The organism is Haloarcula laminariae (assembly GCF_025457605.1).
GTDB classification, from domain to species: domain Archaea; phylum Halobacteriota; class Halobacteria; order Halobacteriales; family Haloarculaceae; genus Haloarcula; species Haloarcula laminariae.
The window spans coordinates 1356436-1379402 of the sequence record NZ_JAMZFY010000001.1; the positions used below are offsets into that span (position 1 = coordinate 1356436).

Here is a 22967-nt window from a genome sequence, read left to right on the forward strand (position 1 = left end):
ACATTGACGGTATTGCGGACCGACAACGGACACATATGCCAAACGCGAAACTCCGACTCACTGTGCCGGAGGAGGCGTGGCTCGGTGAGATTACTCGGCGCTTTCCGGAGACCCGCATCCGCGTGCTCGCGGCCATCCCGGACGGGCTGTCGGGCGTCGGACTGGTGGAGATGACCGGCCCCACGGCGGAGGGCGTCGTGACTGCGATGGCCGAGCAGGACGACGTCACCGACATCGAGACGCTCCAGCGGCGCGACGACGAGGCGCTGGTGCAGTTTGAGACGTCGGACCCCCTCCTGCTCCTGCCGGCCCGCGGCTCGAACGTCCCCCTGGAAATGCCGTTCGACATCAGGGACGGCGAGGTCACGTGGACGGTGACGGCCCCGACCGAACAGCTCTCCGAGCTGGGCGGCCAACTGGACGAGTTCGGTATCGACTTCTCGGTGGAGTACATCCGTCAGGAGCCGGACCGGGAGCGGCTGTTGACCGACCGCCAACAGGAGGTCGTCGAGGCGGCGGTCGACGCGGGGTACTACGACACGCCCCGCCAGTGTTCGCTGACCGAGCTCGCCGACCGCATTGACATCGCGAAGTCCACCTGCTCGAACACCCTCCACCGGGCCGAGGAAGCGATAATCAAGGAGTACGTACAGCGCGAGATAGTCGGCGACATCTCGGCGGTGTGAGCCGAACGTGTTCGGGACAATCGCTACTCGGCGACACCGACAATACGCTGTATATGACGGCAGATACCGTACTGGACGTGCGCGAGGTCGAGGGCGAGCCGTTCGGTGACATCGTCGCCGCCCTGGATGAACTCGACGAGGGGGCGACGCTGGAACTGGTCAACAGCTTCGAGCCGGAGCCGCTGTACGACGTGTTGACGACCCGCGGCTTCGAGTACGAGAGCGAACAGGTCACGCCCGAGGAGTGGCGCGTCAGGATTCGACACGCCGATTAGAACGAGCCGCCGGCGGGACCGGCTGAGATTTCTTCACCGTCCCGCAGCGCCGCTTCCTGCCGTTTGAGCTTCCCGTTGATAGCGATAGCCTCCTGGTGCATGGGTGAGACGCGGACGCGGACGAGGTCGTACTCGTGGCGGTGGGCCTCGCCGTTGAACGCCCGCATCGCACCGACGGTTAGGGTGTCGCTCTGCGGGCAGAACTCGGTCGTGGGCGTGAACTCCGCCCGGAGGACGGCGCCGTCGTCCGCCTCCCGGGCGTACCGGAACCCGGCGTCCGGGTGGCGGCGGTCGACGTTGAGCCGCGCCAGATTGTATCCGAAGGTCATGTCGTACACCCCGCGCTCCTCGAACAGCGAGCGGGCGAGCCGGTGGGTGGCGAGGTGGTCCGCCCCGGTCAGCACGTCGTGGTCGGCGATGAACGGGCCCGGCTCGGGCGCGGAGTCGGGCACGAACTCGTCGTACGTGTCGAACGTGTCGCCGCCCTCGGCCGAGAACGGGTTCGGGACGTTCATGGCTGTAAGTATGGTAGCGACGAGTCTATCCGCACTCCCGAACGTGTTCGGCACAACAGGGAGCCGTTCGGCCGACGACGGGACACCATGGTCGCGACAGACTTCGACAGCGAGCGCGAGTACGACTCCGACCGGTTTCGCGCGCGGGTCCTCCACGAATCGGACGCACAGAAAGTCGTGCTCGGGTACTTCGAACCGGGGCAGTTCATCCCGGTCCACGCGCCCGACAGCGACGTGGCCATCACCGTCCGCGAGGGGTCCGGTATCGTCCGCGAGGGCGACCGGAGCCACGAGGTCGAACCGGGGTCGGTCGTCGTGGTGCCGGCCGGCGAAGCCCGCGGGGTCCGCGCCGAGACGGAACTCGAAGCCACGCTCGTCACCGCCCCGCCGCCGGGCGAGGCGGCCCACGAGCCCGTCCGCCGGGGGCTCGCCGAGGGGACGTTCGAGCCCGAGTGAGCGCAACCCGAACGTGTTCGCACGAAGGCCCTCGGTCGGTGGCGGAGTATCACCGATGTATGCCAGCAGAGACACTCGATTTACGCGACGTGCCGCCCTCGGAGCGACACCCGAAGATTCACTCGGCGTTCGAGGACCTGGCGAGCGGTGAACGGCTCGAAATCGTCAACGACCACGACCCTCAGCCGCTGTTCTACGAGTTCCAGGCCGAGGTCGAGGCCTTCGACGCCGAGAACTACCGCTGTGAGCGCCAGGGCGTAAACGAGTTCGTGGCGACGCTCCCGAAACAGTGACGGTGGAACGAGCCACGGTCGACGCCGACGAGGCGGGCCGTCAGTCCCTCTTCGAGGGCGAGCCCCGAACCGTCCTCCTCTCACTGGCGGCCGAGGAGCGAGTCCCACCCCACTCCCACCCCGAACGGGCCGTCGTCTTTCAGGTCCTCTCGGGGGAGATCGAACTGACGCTCGACGACGAGACCGAGACCCTGCAGGCCGGCGAGCTAGTCCGGTTCGACGGCGACTGCGACATCTCGCCCTACGCCACGACGGCGTCGCGGGCGCTCGTGACGCTCGCGAAAAGCTAGTCCGAACACAGCAGTATCTCTGGCTCGCTTTCACCGGCATCCGGGCCCTTGGTGGCCGCCTCGTCCGTCTCGAACAGCTCGAGGAGCTCGCCGGTGAGGCGGTCGGCCAACTGCTCGACGGTCGCCCGCTGTTCGGGCGTGAGCTCTCCGCAGTTGGCCAGGCGGCCGAGCGCGCGCTCGACCTGTTCGTCCCGAACCGCGTCGGCGTCCGCGGGCCGCTCCAGCCCGTTCGAGTCCGTCATTCCTCGGCCCAGATGACCGTCGTCGTCACGCCCGTCTGCGTGACCGTCTCGTAGCTGTACCCGCGGTCGTCGAGTTTCGGGTAGAGGTGCTGTGGCGCGCGGTCGTTGTACTGTACCAGCACCGTCTCGTCGTCCAGCTCCGGCAGCAGTTCCAGCGTCTTCCGGAGCGGTTTGGGCGGGCCCAACTGGCGCACGTCGAGCGTTTCGACCGGCGCGTCGGTCGGCGCGTCAGTCCGGTGCAGCAATGAACCGTCTAGCTCTCCCATGGAAACCGATACACCGTACAGGGGGGCGACAGTTTTCCCGAACATGTTCAGGGGTCGCCCGCCCCTCAGTCGCTCGCGACGTCTGACTGCCCGGACTCCGCGTCCCACCCCTCCGGGACGTGCGCACAGAGGGGGTCACTCGCCAGCGGGTCGCCGGTCGTGGCGTAGGCGCGGGACCGGCTCCCGCCACAGACGTGTCGGTACTCGCAGGCGCCGCACTTCCCCGTGAGCCGGCTGCGGTCCCGGAGGGCCTCGAACAGGTCGGAATTGCGGTACACGTCGACCACGTCGTCGGTGCGGACGTTGCCGGCGGCTTTCGGGAGGAACCCCGACGGGTAGACGTCGCCGGTGTGGCTCACGAACGCGAACCCGTCCCCGGCGATGATACCGCCGCGGCGCTTCGCCCCCGGCGGCTGGTCGTCCGTCGGCTGCTCGCGCGCTTCCAAGCCGACACGCCGGTAGTGTGGGGCCTCGGTCGTCTTGATGCCGAAGGGCACGTCCGGCCGGATGTCGTGGAGCCAGGTCATCACGTCCTCGGTCCGCCCGGGCGAGACCGGGTCGAGTATCCGCCCGCGACCGACGGGGACGAGGAAGAAGACGCTCCAGAGGACGGCGCCGAGGTCCTCGACCAGGTCGGCGATAGCCGGCAGGTCGTCGACGGTCCCGTCACAGACTGTCGTGTTGATCTGCAGCGGGAGTCCCGCCTGTGTCGCCGCCCGGGCCGCTCGCAGCGTCTCCTCGAAGCTCCCCCGCTCGCCGCGGAACTCGTCGTGAGCGCCGGCCGTGGCCCCGTCGAGACTCACCGCCATACGGCTGAGCCCGGCTTCCGCCAGCGCCTCGATGCTGTCGGCGGTCAGCGCGCTCGTCCCGCTCGGCGTCAGCGTCATCGTGAGCCCGATGTCAGTGCCGTACTCGACGAGCTCGACCAGGTCCGGTCGCTGCATCGGGTCCCCGCCGGAGAGCACGACGAGCTGGTTCTCGGAGAACTCCCGAACGTCGTCGAGCAGGGCCTTCCCCTCGGCCGTCGAGAGCTCGTCCGGGTGACGCCCCGGTTTCGCGTCGGCCCGGCAGTGTTCACACGCCAGTTCGCAGGCCTGTGTGACCTCCCAGATGAGGACCATCGGCCGCTGGGCCGTATCCGTCGGTGGTCGCATGACTGGACGGTAACGGTCTGTCGGACATATCGGTGCCACGCTGTTCCCGTTCGGTGGGAACCAGCCCGAAGATGTTCGCACGGGGTTACTGGAGGGCCCGTCGGCTACCACCCAGTGTGAGACATCTGACTGTCACGCCGGGGCCGGGACGACCGGTCCCGGACCGGAGCGTGGTGTAGCATGGGCGCCGTCCCCGGCGGTCTCGATACGGACACCGACCTCCCGCTGGCGCTCCCGCTGCGGCATTTCGTCGTCGGCCTGGGATTTCTCGCGCTTGGTGCGCTCGTCGGCATCGGCCAGGTCGCCGGCGTCGTCCCCGGGCTCGCTTCCCTGGCCCACGCCCACCTGCTGCTCGTCGGCTGGGTCTGCGTGACCATCATGGGGGCGATGACGCAGTTTGTACCGGTGTGGTCGGGCGCGTCGCTGTACTCACCGCGGTTAGCGAGCTTCCAGCTGGCGCTCGTCGTCGCCGGCCTGAGCGGCTTCGTCGCCGCGCTCACGCTCGGCGCGATGGCGTGGCTGGCCCCCTTCGGCGCCCTGTTGCTCCTCGGGTTCTGGACGTTCGCGTACAACATCCTGCGGACCCTCGCTACCGTCGAGGAGTACGACGTGACCGAGCGACACTTCGGCTACGCGCTGGGGTTCTTCTGTCTGCTCACGCTGTTCGGGCTCGGACTCGCCGTCGATTTCACCCATCCGTTCACGGCGTCGCTACCGGTCGACCACGCGCACCTCAGACAGGCACACGCGACACTAGCCGTCTTCGGTGCCGTGCTGACGACGATATACGGCGCACTCTACCAGCTAGGGACGATGTTCACGCAGAGCGACCTCCACGGCGTCGACCACTCCCTGCAGTCGGTCGAAGCCGCCGCCCACCCGCTCGGCGTCGTCCTGCTGGCCGGCGGCCGGCTCGTTGGTTCCGTCCCCGTCGCGAGGCTCGGGGGGCTGCTAGTAGTCGCGGCCGCGCTCGCGATGAGCGCCGTCCTCGGCCGGCGGCTGTTCGAGATGCAGGTCGAGTGGGAGCCGATGCACACCCGCTACGGCGTCGTTACCGTCGCACTCGTGGCGTGGGCGGTGTCGGCTGTCCCGGCCTGGATATCGGCCCCGACCGCCGGCGCCCACCTGTTCGGCGCGAGCGGCTCGGTCCACCTGCTCGCACTCGGCGTCGTCGGCACGGTGCTCGTCGGGACGCTGTATCACATCGTCCCGTTTATCATCTGGGTCGAGCGGTACAGCGACCGCCTCGGGTTCGAAGCGGTGCCGATGATAGACGACCTGTACGACGACCGGCTCGCCGCCGCAGACGGGGCGCTCTGGGTCGGCGGCGCTGTCTGTCTCGTCGGCGCGGCGTGGCTCGGACTTCCGTCGCCTGTCGTCGCGGTCGGCGGCGTCATGGTGGGTCTGAGTATCGCTGCGTTCGCGGCGAACATGCTGCTGGTCGTTCACGAACACGGACCGGACCCGTTCGACAGAGTCCTCCTGGGGTCGCTCAGCCCGCGACCGGAGCCAGTCGCCGAGGACGACAGCTCCCCCTCGGATGTATAAACCGGGGGTAGAACATCTTCGCGTGCCCTTCTCGGGGGTTGGGAAACTCCTTCACACCCTATGGCACTGTGGTGCAAACATACAGGTGTACGACGGAGAGCGCTCCGTGGTGATTACCCAATGTCAACGATACCAGAGCCAACTCGGCGGCGCGTCCTACAGGCGCTCGGTGCTGGAAGTGTCCTGCTGGCAGGCTGCAGCAGTTCCAGTCCCGAGGCCACGCCCGAACAGCAGACCACGTCGACGCCACAGACTCCGAGTGCGAACGCCGCACAGAGCACCGACGTCGACCGTGTCGCCGCCGACCCGACCGATATTCCGGACCCGATAGACCGGGACACGTCGGAAACCATCGAGGTCGAGATGACGACCCACGAGCAGGTCGCGGAGATAGAGCCCGGTGTCACCTACGAGTACATGACCTTCGACGGGCAGATTCCGGGGCCGATGATACGCGTCCGCCGAGGGGACACGGTGGAGCTGACCATCACGAACGACGAGAGCAACGTGATGCCCCACAACATCGACCTCCACGCCGTTCGGGGGCCAGGCGGCGGGGCCGAGGACTCCACGGTCGCGCCCGGCGAGACGGCGACCTTCCAGTTCAAGGCCACCTACCCCGGCGCGTTCATCTACCACTGCGCCGTCCCCAACATGGACTACCATATCTCCTCGGGGATGTTCGGGATGATCCTCGTCGAACCCGAGGACGGCCTGCCCGAGGTGGACCACGAGTTCTACTTCGGCCAGCAGGAGCTGTACACGACCGGCGACACCGGCGAGAAGGGCCATCACGACTTCGACATGGACGCGATGGCCGCCGAGGAGCCGACCTACGTCCTCATCAACGGGGAGAAAACCGCCATCACGCCCGACAAATACGGCTCGCCAACCGTCAACGTGGGTGAGGACGCCCGCGTCTACTTCGTCACCGGCGGGCCGAACCTCGACTCCAGCTTCCACCCCATCGGCTCGGTGTGGGACGAGGTGTACCCACAGGGGTCCATTGCGAGCGACCCCCACCGATTCGTCCAGACGACGCCGGTCAAACCGGGGTCGTGTGCCATCACCACGCTCCACGCTGAAGTGCCAGGCAACATCAAGCTGGTCGACCACGCGCTCTCCCGGGTCGCCCGGAAGGGTGCGCTGGCGGTCATCTCTCGCGAAGGCGAGGAGAACACCGAGGTCTTCGACCCCGACCCCTGAGCGAGCGACACGCCGCTCCACATCGCCGGGGATAGCACTGATTTGACGGGTCCACCGTGACCCCGACCATGCCATCCTCTGTCGGCCGACGCTCAGTCACCAGGCCGCGATGAAGGTGAGCAGGTCGACGCCGATGATGAAAAGCACGACCAGCAACGCGACACCGATAATCACTTTGAGGAACCACGGGAACGAGTCGTCGGTGTCGGAGTCTCCCATACTTCCCGTATTACCTACTGTCGCCTGAACGTTTCGCTACGTGTCGGGAACACCGAACTCGTTCCGACGCCGACTCCGTTGGTCGGTGACGGTCCTGTTCGGATTTCTTCGCGAATCGAGGCTCTGATTGCTCTCTTACCGATGAGCGGCATCTATCTCCCTTGGGAAACTGGATTAGATAACTCACTCTCGTGGGTTTCATAGGCAATTTACTCAGGTAACTATCTTGGATACGTGTCTTGGGTAACTGTCTTTGGTAGTTGTCTTAGATGGCTGTCTTAGATGTCTAAGTTAGGTTTGTTGTCTGACGAAGATTCTTATCCAAGAAAGTTGCATACGTGACTATGCTGAGTTATACAGTTTACTCAGAGGCCGGCGGCGTCGGCAAAACGTCGCTGACAGCGAACCTGGCCGTCGCGCACGCTCGCGCGGGACTCAAACCCCTCGTCGTTCCCCTGGACCCACAGGACGGGGACCTCTCACGATTGCTCGGCGTCGATTCGGACCGAGCGGACAGCAGTGCGGATAACCTCGTGAGACACATGGTCAACAGCCCTCGTGGGCCGTTCGAAGACCTGATTCGAACCGCGGAAGGCGTCGATGTCGTCCCCGAACACAACATGCTCTCGGACCTTTCGGACCATCTGGCACGCGAGCAATCGAAGGCCGAGGACCTCGGTGACGCGTACAACATCTACGCGCAGTTACAGCGCGTCCTCCGCGAGGGCGGCGTCGGTGACCGCTACGACGTCCTCCTCTGTGACCCGCCGGCGACCGAGTCCGACCACCTCTACAACGCGATCTATGCCACCCGGAACCTCGTCATCCCCGTCGAACCCTCGTGGAAGGGACAGGCCTCAGTCGAGGGGCTTGCGGAGCTTGCCACCAACTTCGCCGACCAGCTGAACATCGAGGTCGGGGTGCTCGGTGCCATCCCGAACGGTGTCAAGAACACGTCCGACCAACGGGAGATGCTGGCGGACATCGAGTTCCCGACGCCGGAGGTCATCGGGGACCGAACTTCCCTCATGGAGGGCTGCTGGAAACAGCAGTGTTCGGCGTTCAGATACGTGCAGGAACACCGCAGTCGCCGCAGGGACTACGAGGTCGAGACGCTGGCCCAATTGGACCGCATCGCCAGGTTCCTCGAGAGCGAACTCGGTATCGAAGCGCCGAACGCGCCCGAACCGGGAGCGCTGGAGGAGCCGGCATGACGGGGTTCAAGAGCGGTGCGAGCGACGACGACCCGCTCGGCGGCGGCGACAGCGACACCGAAGCCGAGGCGCCGTCGTCCGACGTGACGGAATCGTCGACGCTCTCCACGAGCGAGCCGGAGCGGGAGACGACCCAGGAGAGCTACAGCACGAGGTCGGAGCTCCCCTGGATTTTCGACCGGTCGAGCATCACAGACGGTCGGGAGAAGACGGTCCAGCTCCACCTACAGCAGTCGACGCTCGATACCCAGCGCCGGGCGAGGTCCGACGTCGAGTCGGCACTGGGGGAGACGGTCAAGAAGGCCGACCTCCGCGAAGCCGCCATCATCGTCGGACTGCAACAGATCGACGACGTCACCGACCTCCTCGAAGAGTGGGGCTACGGTCGCTAAACCCCCGCGAGCGCTTCGTTCGTCCATAGGGCCGACTTGTCGCCATCGCCCCGATTCTATATAGCGGGATACGATTTATCGGATTTGATGCGCCGAGCGTATGCTTCGGGGTTGGTTGTGGAGACTGTAGGAGTCACAACAGCCAACAGAGTTATTTGAGAGCCAACTGTATAGCTGCCAATGCCGAAATCGGCTGATTCAGATTCACTCGCAGACCGGGACGAGCCTTCCTGGACGCTGCTGGACCGCGAGGGCCTGGTCGATGCCTATCTCGATGTCATCGCGCCCGCGATGCGGGCCGATGGCCTCGACCCCGAGACCGAGCAACCGACCTACGCGTGGCTCAACGAACACGGGTTCCGCCGGTTTATCTACGCGCTCCAGGAGTACCACGATACGACGGTCACCGAGTTCTGCGAGCGGGACCTGGGTCTCGGTGCCGACGGATTCGACTGGGAAATCGACGACGGCGACACGACTAGCGCGCTGGAACGGTATCTCGACCGGCAACGACAGCGCAAGTCCTGGAGCGACGCCACCGTCGACGCCCACCGGAGTCGGTTGGCACGGTACGTGCGTACCTACGCCGAAATCAACGACAGCGCTGACCTCCTCTCGCCGGTCGCCAGAGAGTCCGATGTCCCGGCACACGAGGCCGTCGACGCCTGCTGGGCGACGTTCGACGCGCTGGACGCGGAGGTCGCCCGCGAAACCCTCCGCCGCGTCTACATCACGGTGTCGGACTGGTACACGACCCTGGTGAGCCGGCGAGAGGCCGCGCTGAACCCGACGGACGGACTGGACTACAACTGGAGCGGCGACGATGCCGGGACGACGTCGAACCCGCCACTGGATTCGGAACACGTCGCGGCGCTGTTTGCCGCCGCCAGGGACACGCGCGAGCAGCTGCTCGTGGTGGCGCTGTGTGGGTGGGGCCTCCGCTCGGGCGAGGTTGCGGCGCTGCACGCCGACCAGCTCGTGCTTGACGACGACGCGCCGCGCATCGAGTTCCGGAGCCGCAAGAACGGCCCCGGCTCCGTCGCCCTGATTTACGGTCGGGACATCGCCGAAGCCAGAATCGCGGAGTTCGCCGACGACGCGGAGTGGAACGGATACCTGTTCCCGTCGCCGCGCTCGTCGAGCGGCCACCGCACTGGCGGCACTATCCGAAACTGGTTCGCCGACCTCGCGGACCGGGCGGCGCTCCCCGAAACCATCGACGGCCACCGGCCCGTCCCCCAGATGGCCCGCCGGTTCTGGTACGACCGGTACTCCTCGACGGTCGAGGAGCTGGTCGAACATCAGATTCAGGAGGTGGCCGAGGAACAGGGCAGCGCGTCGGCCGCTGTCGTCTGGGACGACTATCTGTCCGAGGACCGCCGACGGGAACTCCGTCGGGAGTTCATGCGCGACAAGCTCGCGGGCGCGTTCGAGAACCCAACGGCGTGAGCGGTGCGAACGCAGGGGCGACCGAGGTAGCGAGGTTGCGCTCTCGGACCGGCTGAGCGAACACCTGCCGTTGGGGCCGTATACTGACGGTCACGCTGTTCAACCCGGCTGTGTCCCCGCCGACGACGGTCGGTATCAGGCGCTACTCGCGACGAAATAAAAGATTTATTACAGTTGATTCATGATTGGTCAAGTGGGACCCGGTCCCCGCTTGCGTCACTCCTTCCACCCACCCCACCGACCCTACTGACAGTGGGCCCGGGCCCCGCACTCTCCCGGCCGGGCGTTGCCCACGCCCGGCCTCTTGCTTTCCCTTTCCCGAAACTGTGGGCTGTAACAGCACCTCGTCACGCGTCTCCCGGGAGCGGCACCTGCAAGGGCCGAGCGGACCCGTCCCGGCGTTTCACCGGTCGAGCTGCACGTTCGAGTCTCGGGGCGCCGATGGCTCGTCACACTGATACGGGCCCACGCCGACTACGTCACTATGCACGCAGTCCAGACCCCCCAGTCCGGCATATGGCATCTCACCGGGAGCCGCGGCTGTGGCAGCGACCCGGACGGCGAGCGCATCGAGGGGTCGTGGGCGACGATACGCGACCACGTCGACCGCAGCGAGGGGAGCCGCTGTGCCCGCTGCAACTGGCCGCCCAACCGGTGAGCGACTCTCGCCAGTCAATGACTCCCGCTCGTGACTCACCGTGTTCGGCTACGGCAGTCTCTTGACCCGGCCACGCTGGATACCCTCTTCGAGGACATCCACCAGCGCGTTTGGCCGGTCACGGCACGGGGATTCGACCGGGTCTGTAACCAACGCGCGAGCCGGAACTCCCCGGACGGCTTGCCTCGACCCGCTACTCGACCGTATCGTCGGCCGGCCGTTCGACCCCCGTGAACTCGAACCGTGCGCCGCCGTCGTCTCCGTCGGTGAGATGGACCGTCCAGCCGTGGGCCGACGCGACTCGCCGGACGATATCCAGGCCGAACCCAGTGCCCGACTCCGAGGTGGTATAGCCGGTCTCGAAGACGTTCTCACGCTCCCCCTCGGGGATGCCGGGGCCGTCGTCGGCCACGTAGAACCCGTCCGGTAGGCCGCCCACGGTAATCGCCACTCCCGCCCCGTCGGTGTCCGAGTCCGGTGAGCCGTGTTCGACGGCGTCCTGCCGCGCTCGCGGATCAGAGCCCGCGGACCCATGTTCCACGGCGTTCCGAAACAGGTTCTCCAGCAGCTGCTGGAGGCGGTTCGCGTCGGCTTGTATCACGCCCACCTCCCCGACTGTGAGCGTCCCCTCGCTCTCGACGTTCCGCCACGCGTCGTTGGCGACGGTAGCCAGCGAGACCGTCCCCACGTCGGAGAGGTCGCGGCCCTCTCTCGCCAGCGTCAGGAGGTCGTCGATGAGGGCGTCCATCCGGTCGAGCGCGTCGACCACCCGTTCGAGTTTCGCGGGGTCGCCGCCCTCCCGAACGAGCTCCGTGAACCCTTTCGCGACCCCGAGGGGGTTCCGGAGGTCGTGGCTCACCACGGATGCGAACTCGTTGAGGTACTCGTTTTGCCGTTCGATTTCGGCCCGCCGACGGACCGCTTCGGTCACGTCCCGCAGCACGAGCAACGAGCCACGGCGGATATCGAACTGGTCCCGCAGCGGTGTCTCCGTCACGTCGAACGTCCGCTCCTCGTCACCGTCGGCGGCCGGGCGGCTGATGTGGTCCTCGGTCCCTCGCTCGGCCAGTGCCGGGAACACGTCTTCGAGCGGGCGCCCGATGTACGCTTGCTCGTCCGCCGGCTCGTCCCCCGGGGCCGAAAACAGGGACACGGCCGCCGCGTTCGCGTCCCGCACCGTCCCCTCGGAATCGACGACGATGACGGCGTCTTCCATCTCCTCGATGAGGAGGTCCGCCGCCAGCGGTACCACGTCCAGGAAATCGTAGCGAAACAGGGCGACCCAGACGAGGACGGCGGTCAGCCCGCTCATAATCGGTGTCGGGTCCACGGGGGTGATCACACCGCCGACGTGGAGGAACGACGCGGCCGGTATCACGACGGCCCCGAAGATGACGACCGCCGTCTGCTTCCGGTAGGCGGTCCGCGTCACCGCGTAGAAACGCACCAGCAAGCCGACCGATACGACACTGAGTGCGAACAGGTACAGCGCCACCACGTCCACGAGCGGCGTCCGCGGGGCGTCAGCGACCGACAGCCCGTGGTACGAGAGCGTTCGGACCGTCGAGAGCGCCAACCCGTGTAGCGGGTTCGTCACCAGGAGTAGCAGATACCCGACCGGTAAGGCGGCGATGAGCCCGACCCGGCGGCGGGTCAGCCAGCCGTCGTACCCGGCGTAGACGATGGCAAAGAGCACGAACACGACGCCGCTGGTAACGAGAAAGCCAGTAGCGACCCGATTGGCAACCTCCATGACCAACCCTGGGGGGCTCACGTACATCATGCCGGTCGAGAGACAGAGACCCCCGTTTGCGGCAGTGAGCCACCGGAACACGCGAGCTATCCGGATGTCCCTGCGTGTGGCGACCGCTGCCAGCAGGACGTTGAGGACGCCGGCACCGACAGTTCCGACGAGTACAACGACGCCGACCCAGTCGAGTCCCCAGACGTTCATTCGTCTACCTATGTCGACTCGGTATGTATAACTCCTGTCTAAACGCGGTTAGGGGCCCGTTGTCCCGATATCCACACTGGCAGCGCCAGCGGACGAGCCGGAAAACTGAGCCGCTCACTGAGTGGTTCCACTCCGCTCTCATTCTCACGCCATCGTTCGTGTGGGCCAGCGAATTCTCCCGTAGAGACGTTCTAGATGCCGTGATTCACGTTCCAGCGAGCACGCTCACGCCGATGGCGTCCCCCCTTCGACGACCTGGCGACGCTGCCGTAACTTCGCCAGCAATCCGCCTCCTTGGAGGTCCAGCGGTCGCCGCGTCGGTGAATACCCCGGATACCCGCCGACGGCGTCTTGGCTGTCGATGATACCGTGGCGCCGGTTCAGCCGATTGTCGACCAGGTCGGCCTCTATCTGCGGTCGGTTGGCCGGACGCGAGCCGGCGGTGTTCGTCACAAACTGCCTCACGTCCTCCGACGGGACGACGTCGGTCTGTAAGTCCAGCCCGGACGGCACAATCGTCGGGGAGGTCACGCGCGTAACGGTCCTATCGTAGAGGTCCCGGGGGGTGCTCCCGTCAAGGATGTCCTCGGCGTAGACGGTCCCACCGTCCTGAAACACCGCCGCTTTGGGGTCGGTGTCGGCGCCGGCTTCGACGGCGAGTCCGGCGGCGGTGACCTCCAGGTTGGCACCGAAGAAGTGGACGATAAGCCCCCCGGGGTTGTAGACGTAGTTGTTCACCAGCACGGCGTCGGAACGCGTGGCCGGGTTCCGGCGACGGTTGTGTGCAAACAGCGAGCCCATGACACAGAGTTCCGTGTTCTCTTCGTTCGCCAGGAAGCCACGCGAGTGCGGGCCCTCCGGGTGGATGGAGTCGTGCAACGACTCCGCGACGATGCAGTTGATGAACGAGTTGCGGTCGGCCGCACCGTTCGTCCCGGCCGTTTCGTCCACGCCCCACATCGCCGTGCAGTGGTCGAACAGCACGTCCGCCGAGTCCGAGGCCATCGCATTGCCGTTCTCGGGCTTGCTCACGTCGTCGCCGCACAGAAACGACATGTGCGAGACGATGACCTTGTCGGAACTGACGCGGAACCGCCCGCCGGTAATGGTGATACCGGGGGCGGGCGCCGTCTCGCCGGCGACCCACGTCTGCGAGTCGGTTACCCGCAACGTACCGAGGCGTTCGATGTCGATCACTCCGCCGACTTCGAAGACGACCACGGTCGGCTGCCCCGCTGCGTTCTCTATCGCCTGGGTAATCGACCCCGTGCCTGTCGGCTGGAGGGTGGTGACGGTCTCGACGTTGAGGTCGTCCCCCGCGGCGGTCACCCACGAGGTGTCCGTGAACGTCTGGTCCCAGGTGAAACCGCTGGTGCTGCCATCGAACCGCTTCTCGTCATCTATGAGGGTGTACCCGGCGTAGGCCGCACCCCCGCCAATCACTCCAGCACCGCCGATTTTCAGGAGGTCCCGGCGCGAGAGCGACCCCAGACGGGACTCGGAGCTCGGTTCCTCCGCTGTCTCTCGGCCCTCGGCGTCATCATTTTCCCGTTCGTCCATGCACACTAGCATGTCAATCGGCGAAGGTGTATTAATCTGCTGTCGTCGGACGAGTGAGACGACAAACCGCTGGCGACATCCGACGCCTCACGACGGCGACCGGCGGGTCCCGACAGTGTCACGGTCCCGAATCCGGCCCCGCCGGCGACGATAGTCTGCTATCACCACGCCTCGCGGGCGGTGCCTCAGGCGTCACCCCGGTCCGAAACTGGGGGCAGGTCGGCCGCAAAACCCCGGCTAAGGGACGGGTTATAGCATGATGAATAAGGTCCTATCTCACCGTCTTCATCCCACGAACCGCTAGACCCGTTGTTACCCGTCATCGCGCTGCGACGGGCCTGACGGCCGTTTCTTCTGGTGGTATCACGGTGCTCGGGCTACTCGGAGCATGCGCGCATAAGAACCAATTCGCCGTAATCGTCGCTGGTGTCGAACTACGACAGGCCGATTCGGCGGGGCGACAGCAGGCCGACTCCGTCAGCAGCAGACTCCTCGGCCGGCTGGGCGAATATGTTCATACGAATTGCTATGTCTCCGACGCTGCTATCGTCCCTGTAGTGACCGATAGAGAGCAGCGGATTCAGGATATGGTCGCTGATATCCGGACACATGACGCGGTAGACGACGCCTTCCTCGCGAAGAGCTTCACCGACCGGTTGCTGATTCTCGATATCAACGGGGTCGAGGGCGTCCCTGACGAGATAGCGGTCCGGCTCAGGGAGTGTGATTTTTACAGTGCCGAGGCGGTGTACGGCGAGTCGGACAGTCACACCTCCACAGTCGGGGCTGTCGGCGACGGGACCCGCCACCACTTCGTCGACACTCAGACGCGCGGCTCGCATCAGTCATACGTACTTGAATAGCCGGAGAACATGTTCCGGGTAACGTTCATGCGGCGATAGTCTGAAGGCCCGGTACATGCCATCTAGTGCATCGCTCGTTGGGACGGCACTCATGGCCGTTCTGCTGGTCGGAATCACGGCGGCGCTGGCCCGCGTAGAGAACTGGCGGTCGTACACGCTGTCAGCCGGGGGGCAAACGGCGACGGAGGAACTGGCGGCGAGGGAGAAACCGAGCGGCGTGCTCCGCTGGCTCACAACGGTCGACCACAAGGATATCGGTATCCTCTACGGCGTCTTCGCCGTCGTCGCGTTCGCGTGGGGCGGTGTCTCGGTCGTTCTCATGCGGTTCGAGCTGCTCTATCCGGCCTCTGACTTCCTCGGTACGAACCTCTACAACGGGCTGTTGACCACCCACGGTATCACCATGCTGTTCCTGTTCGGGACGCCGATACTGGCGGCGTTCTCGAACTACTTCATCCCGCTGCTCATCGGGGCCGACGACATGGCGTTCCCCCGAATCAACGCCATCGCGTTCTGGCTCCTCCCGCCGGCGGCGCTTCTCATCTGGGGCGGTATCTTCGGGATGCCCTTCTTCGAGAGCATCGAACCCGCCCAGACTGCCTGGACCATGTACACGCCGCTGTCCATCGAACAGACGAACCCGGGCGTGGACCTGATGCTACTGGGCCTGCACCTCTCGGGCGTGGCGGCGACGATGGGGGCGATAAACTTCATCGCGACCATCTTCACCGAGCGGGGTGAGGACGTGACGTGGGCGAACCTCGACATCTTCTCCTGGACAGTGCTCGTGCAGTCCGGGCAGATTCTCTTCGCCTTCCCGCTGCTCGGCAGCGCGCTGGTGATGCTCTTGCTGGACCGGAACCTCGGCACGTCGTTTTTCACGGTCGACGGCGGCGGCCCGCTGCTGTGGCAACACCTGTTCTGGTTCTTCGGCCACCCCGAGGTGTACATCCTCGTGCTGCCGCCGATGGGACTCATCAGTTACATCCTCCCGAAGTTCTCGGGTCGGAAGCTGTTCGGGTTCAAGTTCGTCGTCTACTCGACGCTGGCGCTGGGCGTGCTCTCCTTCGGCGTCTGGGCCCACCACATGTTCGCGACCGGGATGGACCCGCGGCTTCGGGCTTCCTTCATGGCGGTCTCAATCGCTATCGCCATCCCGAGCGCCGTCAAGACGTTCAACTGGATAGCGACGATGTGGAACGGCAGTCTGCGGACGAATACGCCGTTCCTCTTCTGTGCCGGGTTCATCGCGAACTTCATCATCGGCGGGGTCACCGGCGTCTTCGAGGCCGCTATTCCCGTCGACCTCATACTCCACGACACGTACCACGTCGTCGCGCACTTCCACTACGTCATCATGGGCGGGATTGCCTTCGCGGTCTTCGCGGGCATCTACTACTGGTTCCCGCTTTACGCGGGGCGGTGGTACCAGCGGACGCTAGCGAAGTGGCACTTCTGGCTGACGATGCTGGGGACGAACGTCACGTTCTTCCCGATGGTGTTGCTCGGCTACGCCGGGATGCCCCGACGGTACGCCACCTACAGCGTCACGGCCGGTCCGCTGGAGCTGTTTACGCTCCTGCACCAGCTGGCGACGATCGGGGTCGTCCTGCTGACCGTGGGCCAGCTCATCTTCGTCTGGAACATCGTGACTTCCTGGCTCGAAGGGCCGAAAGTCCAGGACGGCGACCCGTGGGACCTGCGTGACACCGGTCAGTACCCGCGGGAGTTCGCGTGGTTCGAACGGGAGAAACTGACCGCGCTGACCGACGGCGGCGAAGACGATACGGACGACGAGACGACGACCTGAGGTCGGTCACCCGCCGGACGAATATATTCGGGGAAACCGTCGCCCACCGCCGCGTCGTAGCCCTATCCATGGGGAAGGTAGACGGGTCCGTCCCGAACCGTACTGGCGCGACGACAGACACACCGGCTGGCTTCGTCGCGCGCGGACCACGGCCGCCCCGGGGCGTCTCTGTTCTCACACCTCAACGACATCTACGGCGACGACATCGACGTCGAGCGCGTCACGCAGTGTGGCTGTGGCGGCCACGTCACTCCCGTCCACGTCCGATGACAGCGAGCGGGCGGCCGGGACACTGCGCCCGATGACGGCGGTTCGAATCTCCCGCTGGAGTCGCTTCTTCGTGACCGCCGGCGCCGTGTCGTTCGTCCTCTGGCAGCTCGCGCTCCTGGCTGGCTTGCCGCGCCGCGTCGGCGTCGTCCTGGGACTCTACGGCTTCGTCCTGCACGTCGTATTCGGCAAGGCGTACTCGCTGGTGCCGACGTATTTCGACAGGACCCTCCGGTTCTCACTGGCACCGGCGATACACTTTCCCTTGACTGTGACCGGAACCGTCTGTCTCGCGGTGGCGGCCATCCCGGAGACCCACCCGCTGTTCGCTCCCGTCGGTGGCGTGCTCTGGGCCGCCGGCGTCGCCGTCTTCCTCGGAACCATCGGTTCGACGATTCGCGATAACCCGACCGGACGGGAGACCGCAACGGGGGAGGCCAATGCCGACCGGCGGGGCGTCGACCGCGTCGCGAACCTGTTCGTCCCCATCGCGCTCGCCTATCTCGCCGTCGGGACGTACGGCACGCTCGCGCTCTCCACACCGCTCCCCGTCCTGGTCGACGGCTACCCGCCCCGGGTCACACATCTACTCGCCGCCGGGAGTGTGGCGCTGCTCGTATTCGCAATCGGCTTTCGACTCCTCCCCCGGTTTCTCGTCGCGGCGCCACCCCGGCCGCTCGTCGTGCTCGTCCTCGGGACCGGCGCGGTCGGCCCCGCGCTGCTCGCGGTCTCGCTCCCCAACGGCCCGTGGTTCCGCGTCGGTGCGGTCGCCGAAGCCACCGCCGTGGTCGGGTTCGCTGTCGCCTATCTGGTGTTATTCGCCCGCTCCGACCGCTCACGAATCGGGTTTTACGGCGTCCTTGCCGGTGTCGTGGCGGGTATCGCCGGCGTCGGTCTCGGACTCCGATTCGCGATAGGAGGGACCGCCAGCGCACTCGTCGCCGTCCATCTCCGGCTGAACGTCGCCGGCTTTCTCGGGCTCACAATCGTCGGCATTACCTACCAGTTCTATCCGCCCGCAGTCGGGACCGTCCCCGGTGTCGGTGACCGCACTGCACTCGCCTCTATTGGGTTCGTCTCGGCGGGACTCGCGCTCGAGGCGGTCGGGCTCCTGACCGGGACGGGACTAACGCTGCTCGGTCGCAGCAGTGTCGGTGTCGGTGCCTGTCTGTTCGCTGGCATCGTCGTCGCGCTGTTCTACGAACGACACTGGCAACCAACGCTTCAGACGCTCCTCTCCAGCGGAGAGCGCTAAGAGACGTTTGAGCGTAATATTCCAGCAGTTAGATTGCTCTTGCCGAAGTCAGCGACTCAGTCTCATCTGAACGCTGTGAGGACGTACCCTCCCAATCAGATAATAGGTACTGCCGATACACCGCCATCTATATATGATATCTGATATGACGGCCTCCGCTAAGTCGGCCCAACCCGGAGCGTAACGTTGGAAACAATTGTGCGCAGTTTCTGTCTCTGCATTGCTAAAATATATATGAAAAACTAGAATTTCTACTTCTATCTCTATAACTGATATATTCGATGACGTTCCAGAGTCCCTGACGGCATACCTACATCGAACCACTGGCGGCGACAGGTAGCCTATCCCGATTTGGCACTCTCGACTAGAAATGCAGTGTCGTCAACGCCGTCTCGCTAGTTATGCAGCAAGATGTGGCATGTTCCTTATCCTCAATATGGCCGCTTTCAGCTCTGATTACGGTATATTTCTCTGCTCCTGACGACCGCGGTGTTTGGCCAGTACTTCTCGTCATTGACTTCGGATCCAGCTTCGCTGGCCACACCGCGACCTGCTGAACGCTCACCTACGGGCTGTCGAGTAACGACGTGAACCCAACTATCGATAGATAGAGCAAGTGATTTGAAAAATATATCAGAAATCAAGGTAGTATTTGAAATTGATTGTTAACAGAATCGAGGCCGGATATATTACGCATACTTGACTGAAACCGAATACCACAATATTCTACGCGTGCCTCGAAAAATCCAGTCATAATACCGATATATTGTATAATCTTCTCATATCAGTGCGGTAGTTGAGCCCGTCTTATCGGATATACTCTGTCGGCAGACAGGATAGTGGTTTACACCTGTATAGATGTAATTTTATTCGAGGAGTTACTTTATGGGGTTGTCGTACGGGCGACATGCGTGTTACTACTATGTCGTCCCTTACCACTTCCTGATGCGACCAGCCAGGAGAAATCCCCTCCTCCAGAACCCAACGAATTCACATAATGTGAAGGCAAACCCTTCATCCGCATTATGCAAACAACTATGGGAATATGCCGATAATCAATAATCCATGATTGACGAAACAAGCGGCCGAACGCTCAAGACGACCCGCACTTCGTTAGAAATCCTCACGCTTGTGCTGGAATACGACGGGCTCACGCTCGGGGAGTTGGATGGTATGGTTAACAGCCCAAAAAGCTCGATTCACAGCCATCTCAACACGCTCCGGGAGGAGCGATACCTGGTGAAAAACGACGGCACCTACAACGTCAGTTTCAGACTGGCGCTGTTGGGCGAGAAAGCCCGATACCAGTATCCGAACGAGACGGTTGTCGAAGAAGCCGTCGATGGTTTGGCCGAAACAACCGGTGAGGAGGCGAATTTCACCGTCTACGAGCATGGACGACTTCTGATGTTCTACGGGACCTCCGGCAACGCCACAAACAAGGAGGACAAAATCAACTACCGTTCGGAGTACTATCTGCACAACACAGCTGCGGGGAAAGCGATACTCGCCGAACTGGACCGACCACAGATCGAGCGGATACTCGAAAAGTGGGAGCTACCACAGGAGTCGGAGGCGACAATCACCGACCCGGAGCAGCTGTACGAGGAACTCGAAGAGACCGCTGCCCGTGGCTACGGCATCGTCGACGAGGAGTTCGCACCAGGGCTGGTGGCCGTTGGGGTTCCGGTTCGCGACAGCGAGGGCAACATACTCGGCGGGTTGAGTGTCGGGGGACCGAAATACCGCGTCGACACAGCGCGCATCGAAAACGAACTCTCAGACCAGCTGTTGGCCGCTCTCGGTGACTTCGAATCGTCGTTATCGGCTTAACAGCACCCGCTGTGACGAGAGTGACCGCGGTAACACTGTTCGTCTCTCGTGGATATACTATCTCGGCTGCTACTTGAGACCGGAAGTGTCCCTCCCGCTGTTTGGCGTCTTCTCACCGGTGGTTTCTGTTGTACGTACTGTGAGTTTTCCATCTACCATGATACAGGCCACCTCTCAATATTCGCATTATGTAAACGATTTGCTGGGGCCGGCGTGGGCAGTCGCACAATCGAGATACGTTTATAAATACAGCTGGGTTCGGCGGGCCTGCAAATACTCCTGGTTTACATTATGTGATTACGACGGAGCTGTCCACGATGCTGCACCGATGGATAATGGGCACGTTACGCCGTCTTTGGGCCTTCGCTCGAAAACCGAACCGCGCTCCGCGGGCACGGTCGGAAACTACGTCCCCGGTTCGAACCGCTGGAACCATAACATTGATAATAGTGACCATTAACACATACGGTGTATCATGAAGTTTGCGCGGACGGAGTCCAAAGAGCGGTTAGAAGCGGTAGCGCAGAGCAACGATCCCATCATCGGAGCCGGTGCGGGGACCGGCATCTCGGCGAAGTTCGCCGAGCGGGGCGGTGTCGACCTGCTCATCATCTACAACTCGGGCCGGTACCGGATGAACGGCCGCGGGTCGCTCGCTGGCCTGCTGCCCTACGGCGACGCCAACGAGATCGTCCTGGAGATGGGTAACGAGGTCATCCCGGTCGTCGAGGACACACCGGTGCTCGCGGGCGTCAACGGCACCGACCCGTTCCGCGAGATGGAGGTCTTCATCGAGGACCTCAAACGACGCGGGTTCTCGGGCGTCCAGAACTTCCCGACGGTCGGCCTCATCGACGAGGACAGCTCCTTCCGGGCGAACCTGGAGGAGACGGGGATGGGATACGACAAGGAAGTCGACATGATTCGGGAGGCCAGCGACCAGGGCATGCTCACCTGTCCGTACGTGTTCAACGAATCCCAGGCTCGCGACATGGCCGAGGCCGGCGCCGACGTCATCGTCTCCCACATGGGCCTGACCACCTCGGGCGACATCGGCGCCGAGACGGCGCTGACTCTCGACGAGGCCGCAGAGCGCGTCCAGGCTCACCACGACGCCGCCAAGGAAGTCAACGAGGACGTCATGGTCATCTGCCACGGCGGCCCCATCGCCTGGCCCGACGACGCCGAGTACGTCCTCAACAACACCGAGGGTATCGTCGGCTTCTTCGGCGCCTCCAGCATCGAGCGCCTCGCCACCGAGGAGGCTATCGAGAACCAAGCGCGCGAGTTCAAGGACATAGAGTTCTGATATGACTGTCGTCATCGTCGGGACCCTCGATACGAAAGGCGAAGAGATAGGCTTCGCACGCGACGTTATCGAAGCCAAAGGTATCGACGTCCATCTGGTCGACGTCGGCGTGATGGGCGACCCCGAAATCGAGCCGGACACGGCTGCCGCCGAGGTGGCCGAGGCCGGTGGCACCTCGCTCGAATCGCTTCGGGAAGGCGGCGACCGCGGTGAGGCGATGGAGGTTATGGGCGACGGGGCCGCAGCGGTCGTGACGCGTCTCCACGATGACGGCGAACTCAAAGGTATCCTCGGGCTCGGCGGCTCGGGGAACACGTCCATCGCTACGAGCGCGATGCGCGCGCTCCCGGTCGGGGTGCCGAAGCTGATGGTCTCGACGGTGGCGTCCGGTGATATCGAACCCTACGTCGGCGCGACGGATATCGCGATGATGTACTCCGTCGCCGACATCGAGGGACTGAACCAGCTCTCGCGGACGGTCATCTCCAACGCGGCCCTCGCGATGGTCGGCATGGTCGCTAACGACCCCGACGTCGAGGTGTCGGACAAGCCGACTATCGGGATGACGATGTTCGGCGTCACGACGCCGTGTGTCCAGACGGCCCGCGAGCTCCTCGAGGAGAAGGGCTACGAGACCATCGTCTTCCACGCGACCGGTACCGGCGGGAAGGCCATGGAGAACCTGATTCGGGAGGGCGTCATCGACGGCGTGTTCGACGTGACGACGACCGAGTGGGCCGACGAGCTCGTCGGCGGGAACCTCAACGCCGGGCCCGAGCGGCTCGAAGCGGCCGGCGATATGGGCGTCCCGCAGGTCGTCTCGACCGGCGCGCTCGACATGGTGAACTTCGGGCCCCGGGATTCGGTGCCCGAGAAGTTCGACGACCGGCACTTCCACATCCACAACCCGCAGGTGACGCTGATGCGGACCACCCCCGAGGAGAACGCTGAGCTGGGCGAGATTATCGCCGGCAAGCTCAACGGCGCGACCGGGCCGACGGCGATGTTCCTCCCGCTTGCCGGCGTCTCGATGCTCGACATCGAGGGCGAGGACTTCTATGACCCCGAAGCCGACGCGGCGCTGTTCGACGCCCTACGCGAGCATCTCGACGACAACGTCGAACTCGTCGAGATGGACACCGACATCAACGACGACGAGTTCGTCCACGCGCTCGTGGACAAACTCGACGCGTACATGCGCAGCGCAGGGCAGAACTAACGCCCCGCACGGTCGCGGTGGACAGCCCGCGCGT

The 22967-nt window shown here is 64.4% G+C and carries 25 protein-coding genes; 18 read left to right on the forward strand and 7 right to left on the reverse strand.

All coding sequences use genetic code 11. From position 1 onward, the window contains the following. Window positions 1-35: 35 nt before the first annotated feature. Window positions 36-686, forward strand: a complete 651-nt coding sequence (locus NJQ98_RS07025) for a helix-turn-helix domain-containing protein (protein ID WP_262177368.1) — start codon at window positions 36-38, stop codon at window positions 684-686. A gap of 53 nt (window positions 687-739) precedes the next feature. After that, window positions 740-961: a DUF2249 domain-containing protein gene (locus tag NJQ98_RS07030; RefSeq protein WP_262177371.1), complete on the forward strand. Its 222-nt coding sequence runs from the start codon at window positions 740-742 to the stop codon at window positions 959-961. On the opposite strand, the gene NJQ98_RS07035 is transcribed toward NJQ98_RS07030, so the two are convergent. Then, window positions 958-1476, reverse strand: coding sequence for a DUF7998 family protein (locus NJQ98_RS07035; RefSeq protein WP_262177373.1), 519 nt, complete (start codon window positions 1474-1476; stop codon window positions 958-960). The two genes, NJQ98_RS07030 and NJQ98_RS07035, sit on opposite strands and share 4 nt — an antisense overlap. 87 nt (window positions 1477-1563) lie before the next feature. On the opposite strand from NJQ98_RS07035, the gene NJQ98_RS07040 reads away from it, so the two are divergent. From NJQ98_RS07040 to NJQ98_RS07050, 3 genes are read left to right on the forward strand one after another with little or no spacing between them, the layout of a single operon-like run. Continuing rightward, on the forward strand, window positions 1564-1932 hold the full coding sequence (locus NJQ98_RS07040) for a cupin domain-containing protein (protein ID WP_262177375.1): 369 nt from the start codon (window positions 1564-1566) through the stop codon (window positions 1930-1932). A gap of 59 nt (window positions 1933-1991) precedes the next feature. After that, complete coding sequence (locus tag NJQ98_RS07045; protein WP_262177377.1) at window positions 1992-2225, forward strand: DUF2249 domain-containing protein; 234 nt, start codon at window positions 1992-1994, stop codon at window positions 2223-2225. 2 nt (window positions 2226-2227) lie between these two features. After that, a complete protein-coding gene (locus NJQ98_RS07050; protein WP_262177380.1) occupies window positions 2228-2515 on the forward strand; it encodes a cupin domain-containing protein in 288 nt (95 codons plus the stop codon). Here NJQ98_RS07050 and NJQ98_RS07055 read toward each other — a convergent pair. The 3 genes from NJQ98_RS07055 to NJQ98_RS07065 all read right to left on the reverse strand — a co-directional run bounded on the left by NJQ98_RS07055 (window position 2512) and on the right by NJQ98_RS07065 (window position 4177). After that, the gene (locus NJQ98_RS07055) at window positions 2512-2757 is read right to left on the reverse strand and encodes a hypothetical protein (protein WP_262177382.1); all 246 of its coding nucleotides are present in this window, start codon (window positions 2755-2757) and stop codon (window positions 2512-2514) included. The two genes, NJQ98_RS07050 and NJQ98_RS07055, sit on opposite strands and share 4 nt — an antisense overlap. After that, window positions 2754-3023 (reverse strand): DUF2249 domain-containing protein, encoded by a 270-nt coding sequence (locus NJQ98_RS07060; protein WP_262177384.1) that lies wholly within the window; start codon window positions 3021-3023, stop codon window positions 2754-2756. The genes NJQ98_RS07055 and NJQ98_RS07060 overlap by 4 nt, the downstream gene beginning before the upstream one ends. Window positions 3024-3088: 65 nt before the next feature. Continuing rightward, on the reverse strand, window positions 3089-4177 hold the full coding sequence (locus tag NJQ98_RS07065; protein WP_262177387.1) for a radical SAM protein: 1089 nt from the start codon (window positions 4175-4177) through the stop codon (window positions 3089-3091). A gap of 180 nt (window positions 4178-4357) precedes the next feature. Here NJQ98_RS07065 and NJQ98_RS07070 point away from each other — a divergent pair, with 180 nt between their 5' ends. Together NJQ98_RS07070 and nirK are read left to right on the forward strand one after the other, a co-directional pair. Then, on the forward strand, window positions 4358-5725 hold the full coding sequence (locus NJQ98_RS07070; RefSeq protein WP_262177389.1) for a heme-copper oxidase family protein: 1368 nt from the start codon (window positions 4358-4360) through the stop codon (window positions 5723-5725). A gap of 120 nt (window positions 5726-5845) precedes the next feature. After that, on the forward strand, window positions 5846-6931 hold the full coding sequence (gene nirK, locus NJQ98_RS07075) for a copper-containing nitrite reductase (RefSeq protein WP_262177390.1): 1086 nt from the start codon (window positions 5846-5848) through the stop codon (window positions 6929-6931). A 96-nt stretch (window positions 6932-7027) separates the two neighbouring features. Here nirK and NJQ98_RS07080 read toward each other — a convergent pair whose 3' ends face one another. Continuing rightward, entirely contained in the window at window positions 7028-7150 is a 123-nt protein-coding gene (locus NJQ98_RS07080) for a hypothetical protein (RefSeq protein WP_262177391.1), read from the reverse strand. 344 nt (window positions 7151-7494) lie between these two features. On the opposite strand from NJQ98_RS07080, the gene NJQ98_RS07085 reads away from it, so the two are divergent. The 4 genes from NJQ98_RS07085 to NJQ98_RS07100 all read left to right on the forward strand — a co-directional run bounded on the left by NJQ98_RS07085 (window position 7495) and on the right by NJQ98_RS07100 (window position 10863). Further along, on the forward strand, window positions 7495-8364 hold the full coding sequence (locus NJQ98_RS07085) for a ParA family protein (RefSeq protein ID WP_262177392.1): 870 nt from the start codon (window positions 7495-7497) through the stop codon (window positions 8362-8364). After that, window positions 8361-8756, forward strand: a complete 396-nt coding sequence (locus NJQ98_RS07090; RefSeq protein ID WP_262177394.1) for a DUF7970 domain-containing protein — start codon at window positions 8361-8363, stop codon at window positions 8754-8756. Before NJQ98_RS07085 ends, NJQ98_RS07090 begins: the two co-directional genes overlap by 4 nt. A 180-nt stretch (window positions 8757-8936) precedes the next feature. Continuing rightward, entirely contained in the window at window positions 8937-10205 is a 1269-nt protein-coding gene (locus tag NJQ98_RS07095) for a site-specific integrase (protein WP_262177395.1), read from the forward strand. Between the two features lie 484 nt (window positions 10206-10689). Further along, a complete protein-coding gene (locus NJQ98_RS07100) occupies window positions 10690-10863 on the forward strand; it encodes a hypothetical protein (protein WP_262177396.1) in 174 nt (57 codons plus the stop codon). A gap of 193 nt (window positions 10864-11056) precedes the next feature. Here NJQ98_RS07100 and NJQ98_RS07105 read toward each other — a convergent pair whose 3' ends face one another. Together NJQ98_RS07105 and NJQ98_RS07110 are read right to left on the reverse strand one after the other, a co-directional pair. After that, a complete protein-coding gene (locus NJQ98_RS07105; RefSeq protein WP_262177397.1) occupies window positions 11057-12817 on the reverse strand; it encodes a sensor histidine kinase in 1761 nt (586 codons plus the stop codon). 225 nt (window positions 12818-13042) lie between these two features. Then, window positions 13043-14377, reverse strand: a complete 1335-nt coding sequence (locus tag NJQ98_RS07110; protein ID WP_262177398.1) for a hypothetical protein — start codon at window positions 14375-14377, stop codon at window positions 13043-13045. 557 nt (window positions 14378-14934) lie between these two features. Here NJQ98_RS07110 and NJQ98_RS07115 point away from each other — a divergent pair. The 7 genes from NJQ98_RS07115 to NJQ98_RS07140 all read left to right on the forward strand — a co-directional run bounded on the left by NJQ98_RS07115 (window position 14935) and on the right by NJQ98_RS07140 (window position 22933). Beyond that, complete coding sequence (locus NJQ98_RS07115) at window positions 14935-15240, forward strand: hypothetical protein (protein WP_262177399.1); 306 nt, start codon at window positions 14935-14937, stop codon at window positions 15238-15240. Window positions 15241-15331: 91 nt separating this feature from the next. Continuing rightward, window positions 15332-17050: a cbb3-type cytochrome c oxidase subunit I gene (locus NJQ98_RS07120; RefSeq protein WP_407045747.1), complete on the forward strand. Its 1719-nt coding sequence runs from the start codon at window positions 15332-15334 to the stop codon at window positions 17048-17050. Window positions 17051-17239: 189 nt separating this feature from the next. Further along, window positions 17240-17320: a hypothetical protein gene (locus tag NJQ98_RS19210; protein ID WP_489146079.1), complete on the forward strand. Its 81-nt coding sequence runs from the start codon at window positions 17240-17242 to the stop codon at window positions 17318-17320. Between the two features lie 31 nt (window positions 17321-17351). Continuing rightward, on the forward strand, window positions 17352-18572 hold the full coding sequence (locus tag NJQ98_RS07125) for a hypothetical protein (RefSeq protein ID WP_284438548.1): 1221 nt from the start codon (window positions 17352-17354) through the stop codon (window positions 18570-18572). Between the two features lie 1065 nt (window positions 18573-19637). Then, entirely contained in the window at window positions 19638-20405 is a 768-nt protein-coding gene (locus NJQ98_RS07130; protein ID WP_262177403.1) for an IclR family transcriptional regulator, read from the forward strand. A 475-nt stretch (window positions 20406-20880) separates the two neighbouring features. Beyond that, window positions 20881-21714, forward strand: coding sequence for a phosphoenolpyruvate hydrolase family protein (locus NJQ98_RS07135; protein WP_262177404.1), 834 nt, complete (start codon window positions 20881-20883; stop codon window positions 21712-21714). 1 nt (window position 21715) lies between these two features. Continuing rightward, window positions 21716-22933, forward strand: a complete 1218-nt coding sequence (locus NJQ98_RS07140; RefSeq protein WP_262177406.1) for a Tm-1-like ATP-binding domain-containing protein — start codon at window positions 21716-21718, stop codon at window positions 22931-22933. Window positions 22934-22967 lie beyond the last annotated feature (34 nt).

Excerpts from the sequence above, each read along its gene's own strand:
- NJQ98_RS07025 (WP_262177368.1), top strand. The coding sequence starts at position 36 with ATGCCAAACGCGAAACTCCGACTCACTGTGCCGGAGGAGGCGTGGCTC.
- NJQ98_RS07030 (WP_262177371.1), top strand. The coding sequence starts at position 740 with ATGACGGCAGATACCGTACTGGACGTGCGCGAGGTCGAGGGCGAGCCG.
- NJQ98_RS07035 (WP_262177373.1), bottom strand. The coding sequence starts at position 1,476 with ATGAACGTCCCGAACCCGTTCTCGGCCGAGGGCGGCGACACGTTCGAC.
- NJQ98_RS07040 (WP_262177375.1), top strand. The coding sequence starts at position 1,564 with ATGGTCGCGACAGACTTCGACAGCGAGCGCGAGTACGACTCCGACCGG.
- NJQ98_RS07045 (WP_262177377.1), top strand. The coding sequence starts at position 1,992 with ATGCCAGCAGAGACACTCGATTTACGCGACGTGCCGCCCTCGGAGCGA.
- NJQ98_RS07055 (WP_262177382.1), bottom strand. The coding sequence starts at position 2,757 with ATGACGGACTCGAACGGGCTGGAGCGGCCCGCGGACGCCGACGCGGTT.
- NJQ98_RS07060 (WP_262177384.1), bottom strand. The coding sequence starts at position 3,023 with ATGGGAGAGCTAGACGGTTCATTGCTGCACCGGACTGACGCGCCGACC.
- NJQ98_RS07065 (WP_262177387.1), bottom strand. The coding sequence starts at position 4,177 with ATGCGACCACCGACGGATACGGCCCAGCGGCCGATGGTCCTCATCTGG.
- NJQ98_RS07070 (WP_262177389.1), top strand. The coding sequence starts at position 4,358 with ATGGGCGCCGTCCCCGGCGGTCTCGATACGGACACCGACCTCCCGCTG.
- nirK (WP_262177390.1), top strand. The coding sequence starts at position 5,846 with ATGTCAACGATACCAGAGCCAACTCGGCGGCGCGTCCTACAGGCGCTC.
- NJQ98_RS07080 (WP_262177391.1), bottom strand. The coding sequence starts at position 7,150 with ATGGGAGACTCCGACACCGACGACTCGTTCCCGTGGTTCCTCAAAGTG.
- NJQ98_RS07085 (WP_262177392.1), top strand. The coding sequence starts at position 7,495 with ATGCTGAGTTATACAGTTTACTCAGAGGCCGGCGGCGTCGGCAAAACG.
- NJQ98_RS07090 (WP_262177394.1), top strand. The coding sequence starts at position 8,361 with ATGACGGGGTTCAAGAGCGGTGCGAGCGACGACGACCCGCTCGGCGGC.
- NJQ98_RS07095 (WP_262177395.1), top strand. The coding sequence starts at position 8,937 with ATGCCGAAATCGGCTGATTCAGATTCACTCGCAGACCGGGACGAGCCT.
- NJQ98_RS07100 (WP_262177396.1), top strand. The coding sequence starts at position 10,690 with ATGCACGCAGTCCAGACCCCCCAGTCCGGCATATGGCATCTCACCGGG.
- NJQ98_RS07105 (WP_262177397.1), bottom strand. The coding sequence starts at position 12,817 with ATGAACGTCTGGGGACTCGACTGGGTCGGCGTCGTTGTACTCGTCGGA.
- NJQ98_RS07110 (WP_262177398.1), bottom strand. The coding sequence starts at position 14,377 with ATGGACGAACGGGAAAATGATGACGCCGAGGGCCGAGAGACAGCGGAG.
- NJQ98_RS07120 (WP_407045747.1), top strand. The coding sequence starts at position 15,332 with ATGGCCGTTCTGCTGGTCGGAATCACGGCGGCGCTGGCCCGCGTAGAG.
- NJQ98_RS07125 (WP_284438548.1), top strand. The coding sequence starts at position 17,352 with ATGACGGCGGTTCGAATCTCCCGCTGGAGTCGCTTCTTCGTGACCGCC.
- NJQ98_RS07130 (WP_262177403.1), top strand. The coding sequence starts at position 19,638 with ATGATTGACGAAACAAGCGGCCGAACGCTCAAGACGACCCGCACTTCG.
- NJQ98_RS07135 (WP_262177404.1), top strand. The coding sequence starts at position 20,881 with ATGAAGTTTGCGCGGACGGAGTCCAAAGAGCGGTTAGAAGCGGTAGCG.
- NJQ98_RS07140 (WP_262177406.1), top strand. The coding sequence starts at position 21,716 with ATGACTGTCGTCATCGTCGGGACCCTCGATACGAAAGGCGAAGAGATA.